The sequence below is a fragment of the Pseudomonas sp. 22515 genome (assembly GCF_052044625.1).
GTDB classification, from domain to species: Bacteria; Pseudomonadota; Gammaproteobacteria; order Pseudomonadales; family Pseudomonadaceae; genus Aquipseudomonas; species Aquipseudomonas alloputida.
Window position 1 is genome coordinate 1 of the sequence record NZ_JBQENN010000028.1, and the last position, 23,252, is coordinate 23,252.

Annotated in this window: 19 protein-coding genes; 14 read left to right on the plus strand and 5 right to left on the minus strand. The window is 62.6% G+C overall.

Annotation, left to right across the window (positions count from 1 at the left end; genetic code table 11):
• Positions 1-398 precede the first annotated feature (398 nt).
• From ACTJJN_RS22250 to ACTJJN_RS22270, 5 genes are all read left to right on the plus strand, one after another.
• Positions 399-1,502, plus strand: coding sequence for a polyamine ABC transporter substrate-binding protein (locus ACTJJN_RS22250; RefSeq protein ID WP_003256117.1), 1,104 nt, complete (start codon positions 399-401; stop codon positions 1,500-1,502).
• A 34-nt stretch (positions 1,503-1,536) separates the two neighbouring features.
• Positions 1,537-2,949, plus strand: coding sequence for an aminotransferase (locus tag ACTJJN_RS22255; RefSeq protein ID WP_012051980.1), 1,413 nt, complete (start codon positions 1,537-1,539; stop codon positions 2,947-2,949).
• Between the two features lie 53 nt (positions 2,950-3,002).
• Positions 3,003-3,851 carry a helix-turn-helix domain-containing protein gene (locus ACTJJN_RS22260; RefSeq protein WP_080580376.1) on the plus strand — a complete coding sequence of 283 codons (849 nt, stop codon included), beginning with the start codon at positions 3,003-3,005 and terminating at the stop codon, positions 3,849-3,851.
• A 153-nt stretch (positions 3,852-4,004) separates the two neighbouring features.
• Positions 4,005-5,237: an ethanolamine utilization protein EutH gene (eutH, locus tag ACTJJN_RS22265; protein ID WP_004577508.1), complete on the plus strand. Its 1,233-nt coding sequence runs from the start codon at positions 4,005-4,007 to the stop codon at positions 5,235-5,237.
• Between the two features lie 115 nt (positions 5,238-5,352).
• Positions 5,353-6,150, plus strand: coding sequence for a helix-turn-helix transcriptional regulator (locus tag ACTJJN_RS22270; RefSeq protein WP_004577507.1), 798 nt, complete (start codon positions 5,353-5,355; stop codon positions 6,148-6,150).
• Positions 6,151-6,196: 46 nt separating this feature from the next.
• On the opposite strand, the gene ACTJJN_RS22275 is transcribed toward ACTJJN_RS22270, so the two are convergent.
• The 3 genes from ACTJJN_RS22275 to catR all read right to left on the minus strand — a co-directional run bounded on the left by ACTJJN_RS22275 (position 6,197) and on the right by catR (position 9,383).
• Complete coding sequence (locus ACTJJN_RS22275; RefSeq protein WP_017148266.1) at positions 6,197-7,468, minus strand: D-arabinono-1,4-lactone oxidase; 1,272 nt, start codon at positions 7,466-7,468, stop codon at positions 6,197-6,199.
• A 28-nt stretch (positions 7,469-7,496) separates the two neighbouring features.
• Positions 7,497-8,264 carry an SDR family NAD(P)-dependent oxidoreductase gene (locus ACTJJN_RS22280; RefSeq protein ID WP_440781616.1) on the minus strand — a complete coding sequence of 256 codons (768 nt, stop codon included), beginning with the start codon at positions 8,262-8,264 and terminating at the stop codon, positions 7,497-7,499.
• A gap of 246 nt (positions 8,265-8,510) precedes the next feature.
• Positions 8,511-9,383, minus strand: coding sequence for an HTH-type transcriptional regulator CatR (gene catR, locus ACTJJN_RS22285; RefSeq protein ID WP_014860020.1), 873 nt, complete (start codon positions 9,381-9,383; stop codon positions 8,511-8,513).
• Positions 9,384-9,518: 135 nt separating this feature from the next.
• Here catR and ACTJJN_RS22290 point away from each other — a divergent pair, with 135 nt between their 5' ends.
• The 5 genes from ACTJJN_RS22290 to ACTJJN_RS22310 all read left to right on the plus strand — a co-directional run bounded on the left by ACTJJN_RS22290 (position 9,519) and on the right by ACTJJN_RS22310 (position 14,799).
• On the plus strand, positions 9,519-10,640 hold the full coding sequence (locus ACTJJN_RS22290; protein WP_003256112.1) for a muconate cycloisomerase family protein: 1,122 nt from the start codon (positions 9,519-9,521) through the stop codon (positions 10,638-10,640).
• A 17-nt stretch (positions 10,641-10,657) separates the two neighbouring features.
• Complete coding sequence (gene catC, locus ACTJJN_RS22295; RefSeq protein WP_088512326.1) at positions 10,658-10,948, plus strand: muconolactone Delta-isomerase; 291 nt, start codon at positions 10,658-10,660, stop codon at positions 10,946-10,948.
• 43 nt (positions 10,949-10,991) lie between these two features.
• Positions 10,992-11,927 (plus strand): catechol 1,2-dioxygenase, encoded by a 936-nt coding sequence (catA, locus tag ACTJJN_RS22300; RefSeq protein WP_003256110.1) that lies wholly within the window; start codon positions 10,992-10,994, stop codon positions 11,925-11,927.
• A gap of 117 nt (positions 11,928-12,044) precedes the next feature.
• Positions 12,045-12,539 carry a GNAT family N-acetyltransferase gene (locus ACTJJN_RS22305; RefSeq protein ID WP_060546040.1) on the plus strand — a complete coding sequence of 165 codons (495 nt, stop codon included), beginning with the start codon at positions 12,045-12,047 and terminating at the stop codon, positions 12,537-12,539.
• Between the two features lie 160 nt (positions 12,540-12,699).
• Positions 12,700-14,799 carry a putative bifunctional diguanylate cyclase/phosphodiesterase gene (locus ACTJJN_RS22310; protein ID WP_440781618.1) on the plus strand — a complete coding sequence of 700 codons (2,100 nt, stop codon included), beginning with the start codon at positions 12,700-12,702 and terminating at the stop codon, positions 14,797-14,799.
• Positions 14,800-14,813: 14 nt separating this feature from the next.
• On the opposite strand, the gene ACTJJN_RS22315 is transcribed toward ACTJJN_RS22310, so the two are convergent.
• Entirely contained in the window at positions 14,814-15,638 is an 825-nt protein-coding gene (locus ACTJJN_RS22315; RefSeq protein WP_088512324.1) for an aldo/keto reductase, read from the minus strand.
• A 245-nt stretch (positions 15,639-15,883) separates the two neighbouring features.
• Between ACTJJN_RS22315 and ACTJJN_RS22320 the strand changes: the two genes are divergently transcribed.
• Positions 15,884-16,762 (plus strand): DMT family transporter, encoded by an 879-nt coding sequence (locus ACTJJN_RS22320; RefSeq protein ID WP_003256106.1) that lies wholly within the window; start codon positions 15,884-15,886, stop codon positions 16,760-16,762.
• 59 nt (positions 16,763-16,821) lie between these two features.
• Here the strand turns inward: ACTJJN_RS22320 and ACTJJN_RS22325 are convergent, their stop codons facing one another.
• A complete protein-coding gene (locus tag ACTJJN_RS22325) occupies positions 16,822-17,727 on the minus strand; it encodes a LysR family transcriptional regulator (RefSeq protein ID WP_012051988.1) in 906 nt (301 codons plus the stop codon).
• A 364-nt stretch (positions 17,728-18,091) separates the two neighbouring features.
• Here ACTJJN_RS22325 and katG point away from each other — a divergent pair, with 364 nt between their 5' ends.
• The 3 genes from katG (at position 18,092) to ACTJJN_RS22340 (ending at position 23,215) form a co-directional block, all read left to right on the plus strand.
• A complete protein-coding gene (gene katG, locus ACTJJN_RS22330; protein WP_014756253.1) occupies positions 18,092-20,347 on the plus strand; it encodes a catalase/peroxidase HPI in 2,256 nt (751 codons plus the stop codon).
• A 159-nt stretch (positions 20,348-20,506) separates the two neighbouring features.
• Positions 20,507-21,718, plus strand: coding sequence for a M24 family metallopeptidase (locus ACTJJN_RS22335; protein WP_014756254.1), 1,212 nt, complete (start codon positions 20,507-20,509; stop codon positions 21,716-21,718).
• A 162-nt stretch (positions 21,719-21,880) separates the two neighbouring features.
• On the plus strand, positions 21,881-23,215 hold the full coding sequence (locus ACTJJN_RS22340) for an MFS transporter (RefSeq protein ID WP_012051991.1): 1,335 nt from the start codon (positions 21,881-21,883) through the stop codon (positions 23,213-23,215).
• Positions 23,216-23,252: the final 37 nt, after the last annotated feature.

Consider the following 23,252-nt stretch of genomic DNA (forward strand, 5'->3'; position numbering starts at 1 on the left):
CTCCCACAGGATTACCGCCAGCTTCGAAGGCTGCGCCGTCCTCCCACAGGATTACCGCCAGCTTCGAAGGCTGCGCCGTCCTCCCACAGGATTACTACCAGCTTCGAAGGCTGCGCCGTCCTCCCACAGGATTACCACCAGCTTCGAAGTCTGCGCCGTCCTCCCACAGGATTACCGCCAGCTTCGAAGGCTGCGCCGTCCTTGTGGGAGCGGCCTTGTGTCGCGAAAGGGCTGCAAAGCAGCCCCAACATTTTGTCAGCATACGATGTTCTGCAAACCTTCCAGCGCCACCTGCCAAAAAACGACCACCCACACATTCGGGGTATGTCACCCCTGGACGAATCCACCGATAGTGAACCCATCGGCTCGATCCGGAGCACTCACACGATGGAGTTGCCATGCGCAAGGTACTGAAGGTGATTGGCGGTCTGCTGCTGGCGTCTGGCGCCAGCCTGGCCCAGGCGGCAGAGGTGGACAGTGGTAACACGTTACGGTTGTACAACTGGACCGACTACATCGGTGAAACCACCCTGGCCGACTTCGAGAAGGCCACCGGCATCAAGGTCATCTACGACACCTTTGATGGCTACGAAACCGTGCAGACCAAACTGCTCACCGGCCGTTCCGGCTACGACCTGGTCATGCTCAACGCCTCGCTGGTCCCCCCGCTGATCAGCGCCGGCGTGTTCCAGGCACTGGACAAGCAGCAACTGCCTAGCTGGCAAAACCTCGATCAGCAGGTGGTCAACAACCTGCAGGGCTACGACCCTGGCCTGAAGTACTCGGCGCCCTATACCTGGGGCAGCTCGGGGGTCACCTACAACGTCGACAAGATCACCGCGCGCATGCCCGACGCGCCGATCGGTTCGCTGGCCATGCTGTTCGACCCCAAGATCGTCTCGCGCTTCGCCGACTGCGGCGTCACCCTGATGGACGCGCCCACCGAGGTCATTCCGCTGGCCCTGCAGTACCTGGGCAAGGACCCACGCAGCGCGTCGCCTGCCGACCTCAAGGCGGCCGAGCAACTGCTGCTGGGCATCCGCCCCTACATTCGCAAGTTCGACTCGGTCAACTACCTCACCAGCCTGCCCAACGGCGATGTCTGCCTGGCGCTGACCTGGTCCGGTGACTACGCCACCGCCCAGGCCCGCGCGGTGGAAGCGAAGAAGGACATCAAACTGTCGTTCTTCATCCCCCAGGAAGGTTCGCTGATCTGGTTCGACAACCTGTACATCCCCAAGGATGCGCCGCACGCGGCCAACGCCCACCGCTTCATCGAGTTTCTGCTGCAGCCGCAGACCATGGCCAAGGTCACTGACTACATCCACTACGCCAACAGCAACGCCGCCGCCACCGCGCTGGTGCGTGACGACATCCGCCAGGACCCGGCCATCTACCCCGACGCACAAACCCGTGAGCGCCTGTTCGCGCAGAAAACCCAGAGCCCCAAGGACATGCGCGCCATCACCCGGGTCTGGAGCACGGTCAAGACCGGTTTCTGAACACTGCCCAAACATTCTCGCCAAGGAGCTGCCCATGGCCACCCCAAGCACAGCATTCGCTATCGCCCACGACCCGCTGGTGGAGGCCGACAAGGCCCACTACATGCACGGCTACCATGTGTTCGACGAGCACCGCGAGCAAGGCGCGCTGAACATCGTCGCCGGCGAGGGCGCCTACATTCGTGACACCCACGGCAACCGCTTCCTCGATGCCGTCGGCGGCATGTGGTGCACCAACATCGGCCTGGGCCGCGAGGAAATGGCCCTGGCCATCGCAGACCAGGTGCGCCAGCTGGCGTATTCCAACCCGTTCTCCGACATGGCCAACGACGTGGCCATCGAACTGTGCCAGAAGCTTGCGCAGCTGGCGCCGGGCGACTTGAACCATGTGTTCCTCACTACCGGCGGCTCGACCGCTGTCGACACCGCCTACCGGCTGATCCAGTACTACCAGAACTGCCGCGGCAAGCCACACAAGAAGCACATCATCGCCCGCTACAACGCCTACCACGGCTCCACCACCCTGACCATGTCGATCGGCAACAAGGCCGCCGACCGGGTGCCGGAGTTCGACTATCACCACGACCTGATCCACCACGTCTCCAACCCCAACCCGTACCGTGCCCCGCACGACATGGACGAGGCCGAATTCCTCGACTACCTGGTGGCCGAGTTCGAGGACAAGATCCTGTCGCTGGGTGCCGACAACGTGGCGGCGTTCTTCGCCGAGCCGATCATGGGCTCGGGCGGGGTGATCATTCCGCCCGAGGGCTACTTCCAGCGCATGTGGCAGCTGTGCCAGACCTACGACATCCTGTTCGTCGCCGACGAAGTGGTGACCTCGTTCGGGCGCCTGGGCACCTTCTTCGCCAGCGAGGAACTGTTTGGCGTCACCCCAGACATCATCACCACCGCCAAAGGCCTGACCTCGGCGTACCTGCCGCTGGGCGCGTGTATTTTTTCCGAGCGCATCTGGCAAGTGATTGCCGAGCCAGGCAAGGGTCGTTGCTTTACCCACGGGTTTACCTACAGCGGCCACCCGGTGTGCTGCACGGCGGCGCTGAAGAACATCGAGATCATCGAGCGCGAGCAACTGCTCGATCATGTCAACGATGTGGGGGGTTACCTTGAGCAACGCTTGCAGAGCCTGCGCGATCTGCCGCTGGTGGGGGATGTGCGCTGCATGAAGCTGATGGCCTGTGTCGAGTTCGTCGCCAACAAGGCCAGCAAGGCACTGTTCGCCGATGAGGTGAACATCGGCGAACGCATCCACAGCAAGGCGCAGGAAAAAGGGTTGCTGGTGCGCCCGATCATGCACCTGAACGTGATGTCGCCACCGTTGATCATCACCCATGCGCAGGTGGACGAGATCGTCGAGACCCTGCGCCAGTGTATCCTCGAAACCGCGCGTGAACTCACGGCGCTTGGCCTGTACCAAGGCCGATGAACCTGGCGCAAAGGGCTGTGCGCGGGCGTGCCTGGCAGGCTAGACTGCCGGGCATGACCCAAGCCTCCCCCGATACCCCGCTTACCCTCACAATGGGCGCGCTGCAGCAGTGGCACGTGGCATTGCAGCGCGCCCTGGCCCATGGCGAAACCCCCGAGGCGCTGGAGTATGTGGCCGCTGCCATCGGCCAGTTGGTGCAGGTGGAGTCGATGATGATCAGCCTTGAGTGCCAGGGGCGGGCACCGCAGTTGCTGTACCAGCAAGGCATTCCTGAACTGCACCGGGCTGCCGTGCTGGAGCGCTATTTCAGCGCCGGCTACCTGCTGGACCCTTTCTGCCTTGCCGTGCAAAGCGGCCTGGCCGAAGGCTTCTACCACCTGCAGGAAATCGCCCCCGACAACTTCTTCGACAGCGACTACTACAAGGCTTATTACCTGGGTACAGGTTGCAGTGAAGACAGCTACTACATCGTCGACCTCAGCGCAGGCCGCAAGCTGTCGCTGAGCCTGTTCCAGGGCTGCAGCGGCACGCGCCTGAATGCCGGGCAGGTCGACCTGTTGCGTGCGCTGGAGCCGATGGTGCGCGAACTGCTGGGGCGCTATGCCCGGCACAACCTGGAACCGGGCGCTGCATCAACCGAGCGCGGCAGCCTGCAGGCAGCGTTCGACAGCTTTGGCTGCCAGGTGCTGACCGACCGCGAGCGGGAAGTGGCGCACATGATCCTGCGCGGGCACTCGGTGAAATCTACTGCGCAGGAGCTGGGTATCTCGCCGGAGACCGTGCGCATGCACCGCAAGAACCTGTACATGAAGCTCGGGATCAACTCGCAATCGGAGTTGTTTGCACGGTTTATCGACTGGTTACGCGGTGATCAGCTGGAAATCCATAGCGTAACGCGGTGATCAATTTTCTATACCTCCCGGTATATGGACAGCCCTGCACCTTGCCGCATAGCTTAACCCTCGACGGGGCGCGCTATGCTCAAGCCATAACAACAACGATGCCCCGTTACATTTCAGTCCTGCCAACCCAAAACTCTAAAAATGAGGCGGCAAATGGAAAGCATCGGCACCTATGTCATCTACGTCATCATGGTGTGCGCGGTACTGGGTGCCGTGGCATCCATCTACAACCCCGAAGGCGAACTGGGCCAGGAGTTCATCGCCGGCCTGCACAGCATCGGCCCCATCTTTATCCCGGTAGCCGGCATCATGGCGGCGATCCCGTACATTTCAGCAGGTATCAGTCATGTGATCGCGCCACTGTTCCAGGCCATCGGGGCCGACCCTGGCATCGCCGGTCCCATCTTCATCGCCTCGGACATGGGCGGCTACCAGTTAGCCAAAGCGCTGGCGCAAAGCCAGGAAGGCTGGATCCTCGGCCTGATCACCGGCTTTCAGTGCGGCGCCACCATCATCTTCGTCATTCCGGTCGGGTTGGCCATGCTGCGCAAGGCCGACCACAAGTACATGGCACTGGGGATCATGGCCGGGCTGCTGACCATTCCGCTGAGCATCATGATCATTGCCATGACCATGCAGGCGCTTGGCCTGAGCGTGCGTCCGGACATCGCTACCACTGGCGCCGCTACCCAGGCACTGCACTTCACCTGGGCAATGCTGCTGCGCAACCTGATGCCGTTGATCCTGTTTTGCATTGCCCTGGCAGCAGCATTGCGCTACTTCCCCACACTGATGGTGTACCTGTTCCTCAAGCTCGGCCAGTTCATGTACATCGCCGTGGTTCTGGTGCTGGTAGCGTCCATCGTGCAGTACTTCACCGGCCTGTTCAGCCACCTGTTCGGCAGCTGGGGTTTTGCGCCGATCATCGCCGATGCCGATGATCAGTTTCGCGCCTTGGAAATTGCTGGCTACATCGGCCTGATGCTGTGCGGGGCGTTCCCCATGGTGCACTTGCTCAAGCGCTTCCTGGCGCGGCCAATCGAACGGGTGGCCTCGCGCTTTGGCATGTCTGGTGTCGGTGCGGCCGGGGTATTGGCGGCCTCGGCGAATATCCTGGCCATGTTTCGCTTGGTCAGCGAAATGCCGCCCAAGGACAAGGTATTGGTGATCGCTTTCTCTGTGTGCGCCGCGTTCACCTTTGGCGACCACATGGCCTTCTCCGCCAACTTCCAGCCCTCGCTGATACTGCCGTTAATGATAGGCAAACTCAGTGGCGGCCTGATCGCCATGCTGCTGGCCAGTTGGCTGGCGGTGCCCAAGGCGCAGGAGTTGGGGCGTCAGGACGCTGCCGCAGGTGTCTGCAAGGGGGTGGCCGAGCCGTCCTGAGCAAAAGCGTCATGCGCATGATCCGGAGCGTCCTGGGCGCTCCGGATTTTGTGTTTTTAACCGATCAAGGCGGTAAGGTCATGCAGGCCTTTGGTGCATGAGCGTGTGGTGAGCAATGACAAAAGATGAGGCAAACGAGTTGGCAGCGGTGATCGAGGCGATCGGCAGCGAACAGCTGGGACCGGCGCTGGATGCGTGGCTGCGCAGCAAGCTGACGTTCGACATGAGTTGCGCCTACCTGTTCCAGTTCAATCAACCAGCACTGCTGGTGCATAACGGGTACAACCGTACGGTCACGGAGCGTACGTTGAACGCCTACGTGCGCGGCGGCTACCTGCTTGACCCGTTCTACGTTGCTTGCGTCAACGAGCACCCATCCGGGCTATGGCGCATGAGCGAACTGGCACCTGACTGCTTCTTCTCTTCAGGGTTTGCCATTTCCAAGGACATCCACCCCTGCGTGTCGTCCGACTATGGGACGGCGGTGGATGAGGTGGGCTTCATCATTCCCCTTCGGCCCCGGTTGGCGATCGTCTATTCGCTGATGCGCAACCACGGCAGCGGGGATTTCGGTGCAGGAGAAATGGACCTGTTGGCTGCAATGTCGCCGCTGCTGGCTTCGGTTTTTGGTCAGCACTGTCGATTGCGTTACGCTGATATCCTGCGCGCAGCACCAGAGGGGGTGGTGCTGGAGGACGCCTTCGTAGAGATCTTGCAAGGGCAACTGACTGAAACCCAGCGCCTTATCGCCAAGTTGTTGTTACAGGGGCACAGCAATGCGTCGATTGCGCGGCAGCTGAATATTTCCGATGGGACGGTAAAGGTGCACAAGCACAACATCTATCAGCGCCTGGAAATTTCATCCAACGCCGAACTGTTTCGCCTGTTTATCGATTATCTGGCCAAGGGCTGATACAGCAAGGGGCTGCAAAGCAGCCCCTTGCTGTATCAGGTACAGGTCACCTGAACAGCGGACTCAGGTGCTCGCTGAGGTAGATCCCTTGCGGATCGAGCTGGCGGCGCAGCTTACGGAAGTCCTCGGCACGCGGGTATATTGCACTCACATCTTCACCCGTCAGGAAATGCAGCTTGCCCCAGTGCGGTCTGGCGCCATAGGAACGCAGGATCTGATCCACCGCCCGCAGATAGTCCCAATAGTCGGTACCCGGCTGGCCGGACACCGAAATGGTCACGCTGTCCTGCTCGAAGAATGGGCTCATCCACGCCCCGTCACCGGCAGTAAAGCGGTACTCGATGGGGTAGATGGCCTTGGGGAAGTCCTCCAGCATCAGCTTGCGCACGGCCCGCAACGCTTCCTTGCTGTGGCGCAACGGCACAGCGTATTCCAGCTCGTGAAAGTTGGGCAGGTACTCGATCGGGTACACATCCGAGCTGTAGGCCACTTTCTCGAACTCGCTTTCCCAGATCGGGTGGCCGGTGATGTCCATGACCTTCACTTCGCAGACATCGGTGGTGCGCCCGCTTGTAGAGGTGGCGGCGGTATCGGGTAGGCAATAGCAATGCCGGCTTTGCTCGTAGGGGCACCAGAAGAAGCTGAAGTGGCGGTGTTTGCGTGCCAGTTCGTCGTGCTTTTCCATCACGCTTTCGAAGTCTTCGCGCCAGATGCGCTCGTGCAGGTTGAAGCTGTCGGTCACCTGCAAGGTCAGTTCGGAAACAATGCCCAGTACGCCCAGCGACACCCGACCCGCTTGTAGCAGGTCAGGGGTGCTTTCGTCGACCACGAGTATTTCGCCATTGGGTTGCACCAGCTTCATGCCGACAATCGACGAGGCCAGGTTGCCGAGGGTCAGACCGGTGCCGTGGGTACCGGTAGTCAATGCGCCTGCAATCGACTGGCTGTCGATGTCGCCCTGGTTGACCATTGATAACCCGGCGGCACGCAATGTCTTGCCCAAGGCATTGATGGTGGTGCCGGCGGCAGCGGTGACGCGCTTCCTCTCGTGGTCGATATGGCGTACGCCGCTCATGTTGGCCAGGGTCAGGTGCAGGCCATTGGTCAGTGCCACCGGGGTGAAGGAATGCCCCGAGCCGGCCACGCGCACGTTCATGCCATTGCTGCTGGCCTGGCTGACCATTGAGCACAGTTCGTCCTCGCTGGCCGGTGCTCCGCGTGCTGTACGGATGCAGGACTGGTTACCGGCCCAGTTGCGCCAGTGCGCGTGTTCAAGGCCGAATTCGTTTATATGCATGTTGTTGGAAGAGGTGCTCACATCGTTCTCCTGCCGGTTGTTCTTGTAATCAGAGGGCGGTGTAGCCATTGTCGGCAAACAGGTGCGCACCGTTTACGAAACTGGCGTCGTCACTGGCCAGGAACAAGGCTGCGCTGGCGACTTCCGAGGGTTGGCACAAGCGCCCCTGGGCGGCAGCGATGGCCTGTTCGCTGACGTCCACGCCATGTTTGCGCAACATATCGATCTCGCGCAGGCCGTGGGCGGTGGCGATGAAGCCCGGGCAGATGGCATTGGCGCGAATGCCTCGGTCGCGAAACTCCACAGCGATAGCCCGGGCGAACATATGGGTGGCACCCTTGCTGGTGCAATACAGCACCTCCATCGGCATGCCCACCACTGCCGAGATGGATGAAGTGCAGACGATACTGCCGCCGCCGGCCGCGAGCATGCCCGGCAACACCGCGCCGGTGACCAGGAACATGCTCTTCACGTTCACGGCCATGATCCGGTCCCATTCTTCTTCACTGGTTTCCAGGAAGGGCATGGCCGACAGGATGCCCGCGTGGTTCATCAGCACGGTGATGTGGCCGAATGCCTCTTCTACGGCCGCCACCGCGGCCTTCACTTGTTGTGCGTCCGAGACATCGGCGGCGGCGAAGATGGCCTGGTAACCTGCATCACGCAATCGCCTTGCAACTTCGGCGCCCTTGCTGCCGGGCAGGTCGACAATGCCTACCCTTGCCCCTTCTGCCGCGAACAGCTCCGATGCGGCCAGCCCGCAGCCACCCGCACCGCCAGTGATCAGCGCCACCTTGCCGTTAAGACGTCCAGCCATGTTCGACTCCCGATGATTTTTGATTGACTGTCTTGAGCCCGGGCGTTTCGCGATTCGCGTGCCGGAGCATGAAACAGATCATCGGGAACATCCATATACCGATGGGTATACGGGGCACGCATAGGCAATGGGGCAGGGCTATAGAGTCCCTGTGGGGCCTGCCCGCGAAGCAGGAGAACCGGTGCATAGCACGGGCTTTGCCCGTATTCGCCGGCGCGCCCGCTCCCCACAAGGTGCATGGTGTGTTCAGAGTGCCTGTTGCTCGATCAACGCCAGGCACCGCTTCACGATCGGGCTTACATCACCCTTGCGCCGGCTGAGGATGATGGGGCTGACGGCGCCGCTATCAAGCAGGCCGACATACTCGATATCGGGACGGTGCTGCTGCTGTACCGATGCTGGCACCAGGGTCACACCGACGCCAACCGCTACCAGGCCGATGGCGGTCTGCAGTTCGTTGGCCCACTGGCTGACACGAATGCTCATGCCGTGGTGGGCGAACAGCGCCAGCACGTGGTCGGCATAGCTGGGCCGGGGATTGGCCGGGTAGAGGATGAACGCTTCGCCAGCCAGCTGGGCCAGACTGAGCGGGCTGCCCGCCAGGGGGTGGCCCTTGGGCAGCACGGCCACCAGTGGGTCCTCGCACAGCACCTGCTGGTGAATCACCGGGTCGTCGATGCGAATGCGGCCGAAGCCAATGTCGATACGCCCGCTTTTCAGCGCCTCCACCTGTTGCAGTGTGGTCATCTCGTTCAGGCCCAGTTCCAGCTCGCTGTCCTGGCGAAGTTCGCGGATCAGCTCCGGCAGCACGGTGTACAGCGTCGAGGGCGCAAAACCGATGCCCAGCCACTGGCGCTGGCCCTGGCCGATGCGGCGGGTGTTGTCGCTGATGTTCTGCAACTGCTGCAGCACGGTGCAGGTCTGTTCGTAGAAGAAACGGCCGGCCTCGGTCAGCCGCAGCGGACGTTCGCGCACCACCAGCAGGGTGCCGAGCTGGTCCTCAAGTTGGCTGATCTGCCGGCTCAGGGGTGGCTGGGCGATGTGCAGCAGCTCGGCGGCGCGGGTGAAGTTCAGGGTCTCGGCCAAGACTTTGAAGTAACGCAGGTGGCGCAGCTCCATCAGACCTCCAGGGTATGGTGGGAGATTCATTTGATATTGGACGGTCGTCAGGGTCTCGCGCAATCCTTCAACTATCAAGTAAACGCATCACTCGGGCCTACGACTGTAAGCCCGACCTGACGGGACCTGGCAACAATGACAAGCGCGCTGATTGAACACATAGATGCAATTATCGTCGATCTTCCGACCATTCGCCCGCACAAGCTGGCGATGCACACCATGCAGCAGCAGACCCTGGTGGTATTGCGACTGCGCTGCAGTGATGGCGTGGAAGGCATCGGTGAAGCCACCACCATCGGTGGCCTGGCGTATGGCTACGAAAGCCCCGAAGGCATCAAGGCCAATATCGACGCGTACCTCGCCCCGGCGCTGATCGGCCTACCGGCAGACAACATCAATGCCGCCATGCTCAAGCTGGACAAGCTGGCCAAGGGCAACACCTTCGCCAAGTCCGGCATCGAAAGCGCCTTGCTCGACGCCCAGGGCAAACGCCTGGGCCTGCCGGTCAGCGAACTGCTGGGGGGCCGCGTGCGTGACAGCCTGGAGGTGGCCTGGACCCTGGCCAGCGGCGACACCGCCCGCGACATCGCCGAAGCCCAGCACATGCTGGACATTCGCCGGCACCGGGTGTTCAAGCTGAAAATCGGCGCCAACCCGGTGGCGCAGGACCTCAAGCACGTGGTCGCGATCAAGCGCGAGCTGGGTGACAGCGCCAGCGTGCGGGTCGACGTCAATCAGTACTGGGACGAGTCCCAGGCCCTCCGCGCCTGCCAGGTATTGGGCGACAACGGCATCGACCTGATCGAGCAGCCGATCTCGCGCATCAACCGCGGTGGCCAGGTGCGCCTGAACCAGCGCAGCCCGGCACCGATCATGGCCGATGAGTCGATCGAAAGCGTCGAGGACGCCTTCAGCCTGGCCGCCGACGGCGCCGCCAGCATCTTCGCCCTGAAAATCGCCAAGAATGGTGGCCCGCGCGCGGTGCTGCGCACTGCACAGATCGCCGAGGCCGCTGGCATTGCCTTGTACGGCGGCACCATGCTCGAAGGTTCGATCGGCACCCTGGCTTCGGCCCACGCATTCCTCACCCTGCGCCAGCTCACCTGGGGTACAGAGCTGTTCGGGCCGCTGCTGCTGACCGAGGAGATCGTCAACGAGCCGCCGCAATACCGCGACTTCCAGCTGCACATCCCCCATACCCCAGGCCTGGGCCTGACGTTGGACGAACAGCGCCTGGCGCGCTTCGCTCGTCGCTGACAAGCAAGGAGATAACCATGTTGTTCCACGTGAAGATGACCGTGAAGCTGCCGGTCGACATGGACCCGGCCAAGGCCGCCCAGCTCAAGGCCGATGAAAAGGAACTGGCCCAGCGCCTGCAGCGCGAAGGCACCTGGCGCCACCTGTGGCGCATTGCCGGGCATTACGCCAACTACAGCGTGTTCGATGTGCCCAGCGTCGAGACGTTGCATGACACGCTGATGCAGCTGCCGCTGTTCCCGTACATGGACATCGAGGTCGACGGCCTGTGTCGGCATCCCTCGTCTATTCACAGCGACGATCGCTGATTCGCACCTGTATGCCTGACAAGAACAATACGAGGTAAGCACGATGACCGTGAAAATTTCCCACACTGCCGACATTCAAGCCTTCTTCAACCGGGTGGCTGGCCTGGACCATGCCGAAGGAAACCCGCGCTTCAAGCAGATCATTCTGCGTGTGCTGCAAGACACCGCTCGCCTGGTCGAAGACCTGGACATCACCGAGGACGAGTTCTGGCACGCCGTGGACTACCTCAACCGCCTGGGCGGCCGTAACGAGGCAGGCCTGCTGGCTGCTGGCCTGGGCATCGAGCACTTCCTCGACCTGCTGCAGGATGCCAAGGATGCCGAAGCCGGCCTTGGCGGCGGCACCCCGCGCACCATCGAAGGCCCGTTGTACGTTGCCGGGGCGCCGCTGGCAGAGGGCGAAGTGCGCATGGACGACGGCACTGACCCAGGCGTGGTGATGTTCCTTCAGGGCCAGGTGTTCGATGCCGACGGCAAACCGTTGGCCGGTGCCACCGTCGACCTGTGGCACGCCAACACCCAGGGCACCTATTCGTACTTCGATTCGACACAGTCCGAGTTCAACCTGCGTCGGCGTATCATTACCGATGCCGAGGGCCGTTATCGCGCGCGCTCGATCGTGCCGTCGGGGTATGGCTGCGACCCGCAGGGGCCAACCCAGGAATGCCTGGACCTGCTCGGCCGCCATGGCCAGCGCCCGGCGCACGTGCACTTCTTCATCTCGGCACCGGGGCACCGCCACCTGACTACGCAGATCAACTTTGCGGGCGACAAGTACCTGTGGGACGACTTTGCCTATGCCACCCGTGACGGGCTGATCGGCGAACTGCGTTTTGTCGAGGATGCGGCGGCGGCGCGCGACCGCGGCGTGCAAGCAGAGCGCTTTGCCGAGTTGTCATTCGACTTCCGCTTACAGGGTGCCAAGTCGCCTGACGCCGAGGCGCGAAGCCATCGGCCGCGGGCGTTGCAGGAGGGCTGAGTTCAAGGTTGTGTCACTGTGATTTTGCCTGGGGCTTTCCGTGCGGGGAGGTCCCGGGCTTTTTGTTGCCAGGGGTGGGTGATCTAGAATCGTCTTTTTGTTCAGGCCTCCCACACCATGCTCCCCATCGCGCTGCTGCCAACCACCCTCGACCAGGCTTCGCTGATCCGCAATCTCTACCAGTTCTATTGCTACGAGTCCTCCGACTGGGAGCAGGAAGACGTCGAGGCGGATGGCCGTTTCTACATCCACGAGGAGCACCTGCAACGCTACTGGCAGGACGACGGCTGGGGCGCGTATCTGGTGCTGGTGGACGGATTCATCGCCGGCTTCGTCCTGGTCGAGCGCAGCGAACTGCCTGGCATCGATGCGCAGGAACTTGCCGACCTGTTTATTTTGAAGAAGTACCGTCGCCAGGGCATCGGCCAAGCGGTGGCGTTGCAGTTGCTGAGTGGCGAGGGTGACTGGCTGCTGCGTTGCTACGCACAGGATCTGCCCGCCGTGGCTTTCTGCAATGCCGTGCTGGCGAGCCTGCCGCGGCCGGTGCAGGCTATCGCCTTGGGGGATGAGCCGGACTTGCTCAATTTCCTGGTGACCGGCACCCGCCATTGAGGGGGCGCCTTTTCGTTGGTGCGGATAAGGGATAGTGCCATTTTTGTGATGTGCTTCACAAAATGCTCGCGAGCGGCATAATGCCACCATCGCTTTCCAAGACCCGGCCGCCGCTTGCCGGGGTCCCTTTTCATGCGCTTCGAAGGTTCAGGTAAAGTTCATGTCGCTCGCAGCAAACCCCGACATCATGTACCGGCTGTTGATCCAGAGCGTGGTGGATTATGCCATCTACCTGCTCACCCCTGAAGGTATCGTCGCCAACTGGAACCCCGGCGCCCAGCGCGCCAAGGGGTACCGTGCCGAGGAAATCGTCGGCCAGCATTACTCGTTGTTCTACACCGATGCCGAGCGCGTAGCCGGGTTGCCGGCGTTAAACCTGGAGCAGGCGCGCAGCACCGGACGCTTTGAAGAAACGGGCGCACGCCTGCGCAAGGATGGGACGGTCTTCCACGCCCATGTGGTCATCGAAGCGGTGTACGACGATGCCGGGCAACTGGTGGGTTACGCCAAGGTCACCCGCGACATTTCCGAACGCCACCGCCAGGAGCTCGAACTGCTGCAGGCCAAAGAGCTGGCCGAGCAGTACAGCCAGGAAATGGCCAAGCTTTCGCAGTTTCTCGATTCGGTGATTGCCAACATTCCCGCGAGCGTCATCGTCCAGGACCTGGAAAGTCAGCGCATCCTGTTGGCCAACCAGCAGGCCGAACGCCTGTTCGGCGGGCCGCAGCGCAGCATGATCGGCCAGTTGCCCAAGGAATGCCTGGCGCCGGCTGCCGGTGACTACCTGGAGCAGCAATTCGTGCGGGGTGCCCGCAGCACCAAGGGACACGCCGCCGAAACGCGCGTCGAGACCGCCCGTGGCCCTCGCACCCTGCGCAGCCGTACCCTGCTCAGCCAGAGCCGCGAGGGGCAGGCCGATTACGTGTTGTTCGTGGCTGAAGACGCCACCGAAGAGCTGGCCGCCCATGCGCAGATCCATCACATGGCGCACCATGACGCGCTCACCGGGCTGCCCAACCGTACGCTGTTCCACGAACGGCTACGCCAGGCCCTGTTGCGCGGCAGCGAAAACGCCAAGCTGACGGCTGCCCTGTGCCTGGACCTGGACAACTTCAAGAACATCAACGACTCCCTTGGCCATGCGTTTGGTGACAAGTTGCTACGCGAGTTGGGCAAGCGTCTGCGCCGCGAACTGCGTGAGCACGACACCTTGGCCCGCCTGGGGGGCGACGAGTTTGCCGTGGTGCTGACGGGCCTGGAGGGGCGGGATGCCGCGTGTAATACCGCGCAGCGCCTGATCAAGGCCATCAGCCCGCCATTCCAGATCGAAGGGCATCAGTTCGTGGTGGGGGTGAGCATCGGCATCGCCATCGCGCCTGATGACAATGACCAGGCAGAGCAACTGTTGGGTTACGCCGACATGGCCCTGTACCAAGCCAAGCGTAACGGCCGTAATCGTTATGAATGCTTTGATGTCGAACTGGACGTTGCCGCCCGTCAGCGCCGCCTGGTGGAAACCGACCTGCGCACAGCGCTGCACCTGGGGCAGTTGCAGCTGCACTACCAGCCGGTAGTCGATCATCAGACCAGCAGCGTTACCGGTTATGAGGCGCTGCTGCGCTGGGAACACCCGACCCGTGGCATGGTCATGCCGATGGACTTCATCCCCATTGCCGAAGAAACCGGGTTGATCCACGAGCTGGGCAACCGTGCGCTGAATCTGGCCTGCCAGGAGGCGGCCAGTTGGGACAGTGAGCAGACGGTGTCGGTCAACCTGTCGGCGGTGCAGTTCAAGAACGGCGATCTGGTGCATACCGTCGCCCTCGCGCTGGCCGACTCGGGCCTGCCGCCGCAGCGGCTGGAGCTGGAAATTACCGAGTCGGTACTGCTGGGCAACAGCGAGGAAAACGTGCGCACCTTGCGCGCGCTGAAAGACCTGGGCGTGTCCATTTCACTGGATGACTTTGGTACCGGCTACTCATCGTTGGGTTACCTGCGTTCGTTCCCGTTCGACCGGATCAAGATCGACAAGTCGTTCGTGCATGACATGTGCGACAGCCGCGAGGCCATGTCGATCATTCGCGCCATTACCGAGCTGTCCAACAGCCTGATGATCAAGACCACGGCCGAAGGCGTGGAGTCGGAGGAGCAGATGCGCCGGCTCGCAGCGGAAGGCTGTTCGCACTTCCAGGGCTTCTTTTACGGGCGGCCGGCACCGGCGAGCGAGCGGTTGAAGCAGGTCATCACGCAAGAACAATGACTTGCGCGGCGGCCTCAGCTGTTCCAGTCCGGGGCAAACGGCGGGCTAACCACGCGCTGGTCTTTCGGCAGCCCGGCAATGGCTGCGCGGTCTTCGTCATCCAGCTGCACGGTCAACGCAGCCAGGTTGGCCAGCTGATTTTCGCGGCTGCTGGCTTTGGGGATCGCCGCCACGCCGTCCTGGTCCAGCAGCCATTTCAGCGCGACCTGGCTGGGCAGTACGCCATGCTTGCGGGCAATCGCCTGGATCACTGGCTGCGCCGCTGCCTGGCCGCGCGCCAGCGGGGTGTAGGCGGTGAGCAATAGGTCATGGCGGCGAGCGAAGTCGAGTAGCGGTTGCTGGCTGAGCAGAACATGGTATTCCACCTGGATCGCCGACAACGGCGCGCCCAGGGTTTCCACCACCTGGTGCAGTAACCCCAACGGGAAGTTGGCCACGCCAATGTGGCGCGCCTTGCCTTCGTCACGCAGGGCTACCAAGGTGTCGATGCTGCGGGCCAGGTCCCAGTCTTTGCCTGGCCAGTGGATGTGGAACAGGTCGACCTGTTCGGTACCCAGCGCACGCAGGCTGTCTTCCAGCGACTGACGCATGGCGTTGGGCTCCAGGCGGTCCCACCAGACCTTCGTGGTCAGGTGGATCTGCTCGCGTGGCACGTCGCTGTCGCGCAGCGCCTGGCCAACGGCTGCTTCGTTTTCGTAGGCGGTGGCAGTGTCGATATGCCGGTAACCCACGTCCAGTGCCTGGCGCACGGCCTGGGTGCATTCACTGCCGGTCATTGGCCAGGTGCCCAGGCCGATGGCGGGCAGGTCCAGGCCGGTGCGGGTGCTGAGCCTTTGCATGTAAATTCCTTGTAGGGTGGGCAGGGGTCGGTCGATGGTCGGCGATCGACAGTGCACGGGCCATGCTTACAAGGTGAAAAGTGGTCGATCACCGAACAGAAATTGCACTTGGCCGGGGCAAGCGGCAAATGAACTTCCTTATGCTGCGGCATCTCTTCTAGAATCCCAGCTGTTACATCCGCTAGGCAATGCCTGCGCGGTCTTCCTTGGGCGGGGCATGTTGCCGCGCCGTCATCGAGAGAGCCATGAGTTCCAGCACACCGCTGTCCGGCGTCAACCAACCCCTGCGCGGCATCGCTTTGGTGGTGGTGGCGACGTTCCTGTTTGCCAGCCACGATGCCTTGTCCAAATTCCTGGGTGGCCTGTACCCGATAGTCATGGTGGTGTGGGCGCGTTATGTGGTGCACACGCTGCTGATGGCCGGTATCTTCCTGCCCAAGTCTGGGCTCAATGTATTGCGCACACGTCGGCCGGTACTGCAGACCCTGCGGGCCCTGAGCCTGCTGAGCACCAGCCTGCTGTTCACGACCGGTTTGCAATACCTGCCACTGGCCGAGGCCACGGCCGTCAACTTCCTTGCCCCGGTGCTGGTCACCGCGCTGTCGGCGCCGCTGCTCAAAGAGCGAGTGACAGTGGGGCAGTGGGTGGCGGTGGTCATGGGCTTTATCGGCGTGCTGGTGGTGGTGCACCCGGGTGGGGCGATGTTTACCCCGGCCATTCTGTATCCGTTCGGTTCGGCGTTGGGCTTCTGCTTCTATCAGTTGCTGACGCGCATTCTGGCGGCGCATGACAGCCCGACCACCAGCAACTTCTATGCGGGGCTGTGCAACACCTTGGCAATGAGTGCGCTGGTGCCGTTCTTCTGGGAAGTGCCGCGCTGGGACCATGCCCTGTTGATGCTGGCACTGGGGGGCTTTGGCATGACTGCGCACCTGCTGCTGACCCAGGCCTTCCGCCATGCAGCGCCGGCGTTGCTGGCGCCGTTCAGCTATTGCCAGATCGTGTTTGCCGGGTTGCTTGGCTTCGTGGTGTACAGCCAGGTGCCAGATACCCTGAGCCTGGTGGGGATTTTGGTGATCTGCCTCAGTGGGCTTGGCGCAGCGTGGATGCAGCGCAGCAAATAGCAGCTGCGTACTTCAGGCTTTACGGCCGGTAGCAACAGCGTTGTGCTGCGAAGCGGGCATCACGGCGTGGCCATGAACTGCAGGATGCGGTCGCGCAGCCAGCGCTCGGCGGGGTCGTTGTCCTGGGCGCCGCTCCAGACCATCGACAGCTCGGCCTCGGTGATGTCGAACGGCGCTGGGTCGGCGCGCAGGCTGCCGTCGTCGGCGAGGGCACAAGCGGCATAGTCCGGCACCGTGGCGATCAGCTCGGTGTTGCGCAGCAGGGCGCGCAGGCTACCGAACTGCGGCACCGCCAGCACCACCTTGCGGCAGCGACCGATGCGTGCCAGGTCGAGGTCGATGTTGCCGCTCATGTCACCGGAAAACGACACCATTACGTGCGGGCGGGCGCAGTATTCGTCGAGGGTCAGCGGCCCCGGGCGGTCGTCGGCGCGCAGCACCCGTACACCGATGTCGCGCAGCTTGCGGCGTTTGGCGGTGGCCGGCAGGTCGGTGGTATAGCTCACACCTACCGAGATCTCGCCGCTGGCAAGAAGGCCCGGCATCAGCAGGAAATTGGCTCGCCGCACTACCACGCTAATGGCGGGGGCTTCTTCACGCAGGGCCTGCAGCAGGGCCGGAAACAGGCCGAACTCGGCATCGTCAGAAAGGCCCAGGCGGAACACGTTGCAGCTGTTGGCCGGGTCAAACTCGCGGGCGCGGCTGATGGCGGCGGAAATCACGTCCATGGCCGGGCCCAGTTCAGCAAAGATCTGCATGGCCCGTGGGGTGGGTTCCATGGCCCGGCCGCTGCGGATCAGCAGCGGGTCGTCGAACAGCTCGCGCAGGCGGGCGAGGGCGGCGCTGACGGTGGATTGGGTGATAAACAGCTTTTCACCCACGCGGGTCAGGTTGCGTTCGATCATCAGGGCTTCGAACAGTACCAGCAGGTTCATGTCGACGCGGCGCAGGTCATTGCGGTTCATGAGGGCTCGGCGTCCTGGGCAAAGGGTATGGCTGTGTATTGAAGCAGGGTGCAGGGCCCTGTGCCTTGTATGGATGTGCCGGCCTCANCCGATACAGGCCTGCGCCTGACAGAGCCAGCCTATCAGGCTCCAACAGCCACTCTATTAGAACTCTGCCCAAGCTCGGCTAGTCTTTCTCGTGGCCCCGCGAATTCCGCGACAGGGCAGCGCGTCAGCACCTGCGTGCAAGACCGTGCCCCCCCGCCGTGACAGCTTCGCAAGCCCCGTGTACACCTGATGAGGGGTAGTACGAGCCCACCCGCTCGGCTGAAAGAACACTGGCATAGACCGGAAATCTGGATAACCGACCCAAAGGTACCCGCAGATGTCGAACGAATCGAAATGCCCGTTCCATCAAACCGCAGGTGGCGGCACCACCAACCGTGACTGGTGGCCTGACCAGCTCAACCTGAGAATTCTTCACCAGCATTCCTCCAAGTCCAGCCCCGACCCGGACTTCGACTATGCCAAGGCGTTCAAGAGCCTCGACTTCCAGGCCCTGAAGAAAGACCTGACTGCCCTGATGACCGACTCGCAGGATTGGTGGCCGGCCGACTTTGGCCATTACGGCCCGCTGTTCATCCGCATGGCCTGGCACAGCGCGGGCACCTACCGCATTGGTGATGGCCGCGGTGGTGCGGGCTCTGGCCAGCAACGCTTCGCTCCGCTCAACAGCTGGCCGGACAACGTCAGCCTGGACAAGGCCCGGCGCCTGCTGTGGCCGATCAAGCAGAAGTACGGCAACAAGATTTCCTGGGCCGACCTGATCGTACTCACCGGTAATGTTGCCCTCGAGTCCATGGGCTTCAAGACCTTCGGCTTCTCCGGCGGGCGTGCCGATGTGTGGGAGCCGGACGAAGACGTGTACTGGGGGTCGGAAAAGGTCTGGCTGGGCGGCGATACCCGTTACGGCAAGGATCAGGTCAAGGCGCAGCCGCCGGGGCAGGGTGACCTGGTGGCCGAGCCGGCCAAGCATGGTGAAGAGCAGAATCGCGACCTGTCGGCCGAGCGTAACCTGGAAAACCCGCTGGCCGCCGTGCAGATGGGCCTGATCTACGTGAACCCGGAAGGCCCGGAAGGTAACCCCGACCCCGTGGCCTCGGGCAAGGACATCCGTGAAACCTTTGGCCGCATGGCCATGAACGATGAAGAAACCGTGGCCTTGATCGCCGGTGGTCACGCGTTCGGCAAGACCCATGGTGCCGGCCCCGCCGACAACGTCGGCCCCGAGCCGGAAGCGGCAGGCCTGGAGATGCAGGGCCTGGGCTGGCACAACACGTTTGGCTCCGGCAAAGGCGGGGATACCATCACCAGCGGCCTGGAAGTGACCTGGACCTCCACCCCGACCCGGTGGGGCAACGAGTACCTGAATAACCTGTTCGACTTTGAGTGGGAGCTGACCAAAAGCCCGGCCGGCGCGCACCAGTGGCGGCCGAAAGACGGCAAAGGCGCAGGCACGGTGCCCGATGCACACGATCCCGGTAAAAAGCACGCACCGTCGATGTTGACCTCCGACCTGGCATTGCGTTTCGACCCCATTTACGAGCCAATCGCTCGCCGCTTCAAAGAAAACCCTGACCAGCTGGCGGATGCTTTTGCCCGTGCATGGTACAAGCTGATCCACCGCGACATGGGCCCGCTGGCGCGCTATCTGGGCCCGGAAATGCCCAATGAAGAGTTGCTGTGGCAAGACCCGTTGCCCAAAGCTGACCCATCCACGATCAGCGAGCAAGACATCGCGACCCTCAAGTCCAGGATCCTGGCCTCGGGTTTGAGCGTGGGCGAACTGGTCTCCACCGCCTGGGCATCCGCGTCGACCTTCCGCGGCTCCGACAAGCGCGGTGGTGCCAACGGCGCACGTTTGCGCTTGGCGCCACAGAAGGACTGGGCTGCAAACCAGGGCGTGGACAAGGTGCTGGCGGCATTGGAGAAAATCCGGGGCGAGTTCAACAACGGCGGCAAAAAGGTTTCCCTGGCCGACCTGATCGTGCTGGCCGGTACCGCGGCAGTCGAAAAAGCTGCCAAGGATGCGGGTTACAGCGGCAGCGTAGGGTTCCGCCCGGGCCGAGTCGATGCGTCCCAGGAGCAGACCGACGTCGAGTCGTTCGCCGTGCTGGAACCGCTGGCCGACGGCTTCCGCAACTTCACCAAGGCACGCTACAGCGTCAAGGCCGAGAAACTGTTGCTGGACAAGGCGCAGTTGCTGACCCTGACCGCGCCGGAGCTGACCGTGCTGATCGGTGGCCTGCGGGTGCTCGGTGCCAACCATGGTGGCAGCAACCTCGGCGTGTTCACCGACAAGCCGGGGACGCTGAGCAACGACTTCTTCCGCAACTTGCTGGATATGAGCGTGGAGTGGAAACCGACCTCAGCGGACAACGAAACCTTCGAAGGCCGCGACCGCAAGACCGGGCAGGTGAAGTGGAGCGGTAGCCGGGTCGATCTGGTGTTCGGTTCGCATGCCCAGTTGCGGGCGTTGAGCGAGGTGTATGGCAGCAGTGATGGGGGTGACAAGTTTGTCCGCGACTTTGTGGCCGCCTGGCAGAAGGTCATGGAGCTGGACCGCTTTGATTTGAAATAGCGTTGCCTGGCGGGGGGCGCGCTCAGCGCCCCCTTGGCCAGTGGTTATCCCGCCAATTCCAGGTCGGATAGATACAAAAGTGTCCTCGTCGGTTCTGTTGCAATGCTTCTCAGGCGGCCGGCCTGAACAGCGTGCTCACAACGACAAGGAACCCCGACCATGCAAATGCCCAAGACCCTGAAAATTCGCAATGGCGACAAGGTACAACCAACCTTCTCCGCTCAGGAATACGCTGCTCGCCACGCCCGGCTGCGGGCCTATATGGCCGAGCAGGACATTGAGGCGGCAATCTTCACCTCGTACCACAACGTCAACTACTACAGCGATTTCCTCTACTGCTCGTTCGGCCGCCCCTATGCGCTGGTGATCACCCAGGACAAGGTGGTCTCGATCAGTGCCAACATCGACGGCGGGCAACCTTGGCGGCGCACGGTCGGCACTGACAACATTGTCTACACCGACTGGCAGCGCGACAACTATTTCGTCGCCATCCAGCAGGCGTTGCCGCTGGCCTCGCGCATCGGCGTGGAGTACGACCACCTGAACCTGCAGAACCACGGCAAACTCGCCGCCTGCTACCCCAAGGCCGAGCTGGTGGACATCGCTGCGCCGTGCATGCGTATGCGCATGATCAAGTCGGCCGAGGAGCAGGCACTTATCCGTCACGGTGCACAGGTGGCCGACATCGGCGGGGCGGCAGTGGTCGAGGCCCTGCGTGAGCAGGTGCCCGAGTACGAGGTGGCACTGCATGCCACCCAGGCGATGGTGCGCGAAATTGCCAAACGCTTCCCCGACGCCGAGCTGATGGACACCTGGACCTGGTTCCAGTCCGGGCTCAACACCGATGGCGCACACAATCCGGTCACCAGCCGCCGTGTGGGCAAGGGCGAGATCCTCAGCCTCAACTGTTTCCCCATGATCGCCGGCTACTACACCGCGCTGGAGCGCACCCTGTTCCTTGACCACTGCCCGGACGAGTACCTGCGCCTGTGGCAGGCCAACGTCGAAGTGCACGAAGCCGGGCTGAAACTGGTGCGCCCGGGCATGCGCTGCAGCGATATCGCCCGCGAACTGAACGAGATCTTCCTGCGCCACGACCTGCTGCAGTACCGCACCTTCGGGTATGGCCATTCGTTCGGCACGCTCAGCCATTACTACGGCCGCGAGGCTGGGCTGGAGCTGCGCGAGGACATCGATACCGTGCTGGAGCCGGGCATGGTGGTGTCGATCGAGCCGATGATCATGCTGCCTGAAGGGCGGCCGGGGGCGGGCGGTTATCGCGAGCACGACATCCTGATCGTCAACGACAGCGGCGCCGAGAACATCACCAGGTTCCCGTATGGGCCGGAGCACAACATCATTCACAAATAAGCATCGGCGTCGGCTGCTTCGCGGGCAAGCCCGCTCCTACAAAGATTTCACCGTTGTCGTAGGCGCGGGTTCACCCGCGAAAAGGCCGGCCCAGACAACAACAAGATCCCCGTATGACCACCAGACCCTGCCTCCAATTAAAAGAACCAGAGGGTACCCGTCATGTCCAGCACCACCCTAGACCCATCCGCCATCGCCGGCCCCGCGCACAACGCCGAACGCCAGGCGCTGCGCAAGGCCGCCCGGGCCAGCTTCATGGGCAACTTCGTCGAGTGGTTCGACTACGCCGCCTACGGCTATCTGGCCACCATCATCGCCGCCACCTTCTTCCCGCAAACTGACAAGACCACCGGCCTGCTGGCTACCTTCGCGGTATTCGCGTTGTCTTTCCTGGTACGCCCGCTGGGCGGCATTGTCTGGGGCCATTTCGGCGACCGACACGGTCGGCGCAACGCGTTGTCGTGGTCGATCCTGATCATGTCGGTATCCACCTTCTGCATCGGCTTGTTGCCGGGCTATGCGCAGATCGGGCTGTGGGCACCGGCCTTGCTATTGCTGATCCGCCTGGTACAGGGGTTTTCCGCCTCGGGTGAGTACGCCGGGGCCGCTGCGTTCCTGGCCGAGTACGCGCCGCCTGGGCGGCGTGGCTTGTACACCAGCATCGTGCCGGCCAGCACAGCGGCGGGGTTGTTGTTCGGTGCGGCGTTCGTTGCGGTGCTGCATGAGCTGCTCAGCAGTGAAGCCCTGCATGAATGGGGCTGGCGCCTGCCGTTCCTGCTGGCGGCGCCGTTCGGCCTGGTAGGGCGCTATATCCGCATGAGCTTGCAGGACACGCCCAAGTTCCTGGAGATGGAGCAGCGCCTGGAAACCAAGGCCGGCATGGCCACGACGCCGCTGCGCGAACTGCTGGGCCAGCACCGGCGCAGTCTGGCGATCGGCATGGGTGTCACCTGCCTGAATGCGGTTGCGTTCTACCTGTTGCTCAGTTACATGCCGACCTACCTGTCCAGTGAAATGGGCATGAGCGAGCGGGATTCGTTCATCGCCTCGACGGTGTCGCTGGCCACCTATATCGGCTTGATCTTCCTGATGGGGCGGCTGTCAGACCAGTTTGGTCGCAAGACCATGCTGGTGGTGGCCTCGCTGTTGTTCCTGGGGTTGACCGTGCCGTTGTTTCGCCTGCTGGACGGCCAGCCGCTGCTGGTGATTCTGGCCATCCAGATCCTTTTTGGTGCGATGCTGGCGATGAACGACGGGACCTTGCCGTGCCTGCTGGCCGAAATCTTTCCGACCCGGGTGCGCTTCAGCGGGTTTGCCCTGAGCTTCAATGTGGCCAATTCGCTGTTTGGCGGGACTGCGCCGTTCATTGCCACCTGGCTGATTCAGGTGACGGGCAGCAAGCTGGCCCCGGCAGGATACTTGCTGGCGGCAGCACTGGTGGCGCTGGTGGCCATGCTGATGTGTCGGGAGACGGCGCACGCGGCCCTTGAAGATTAGTTGACCTGCACTGGCCTCTTCGCGGGCAAGCCCNGGA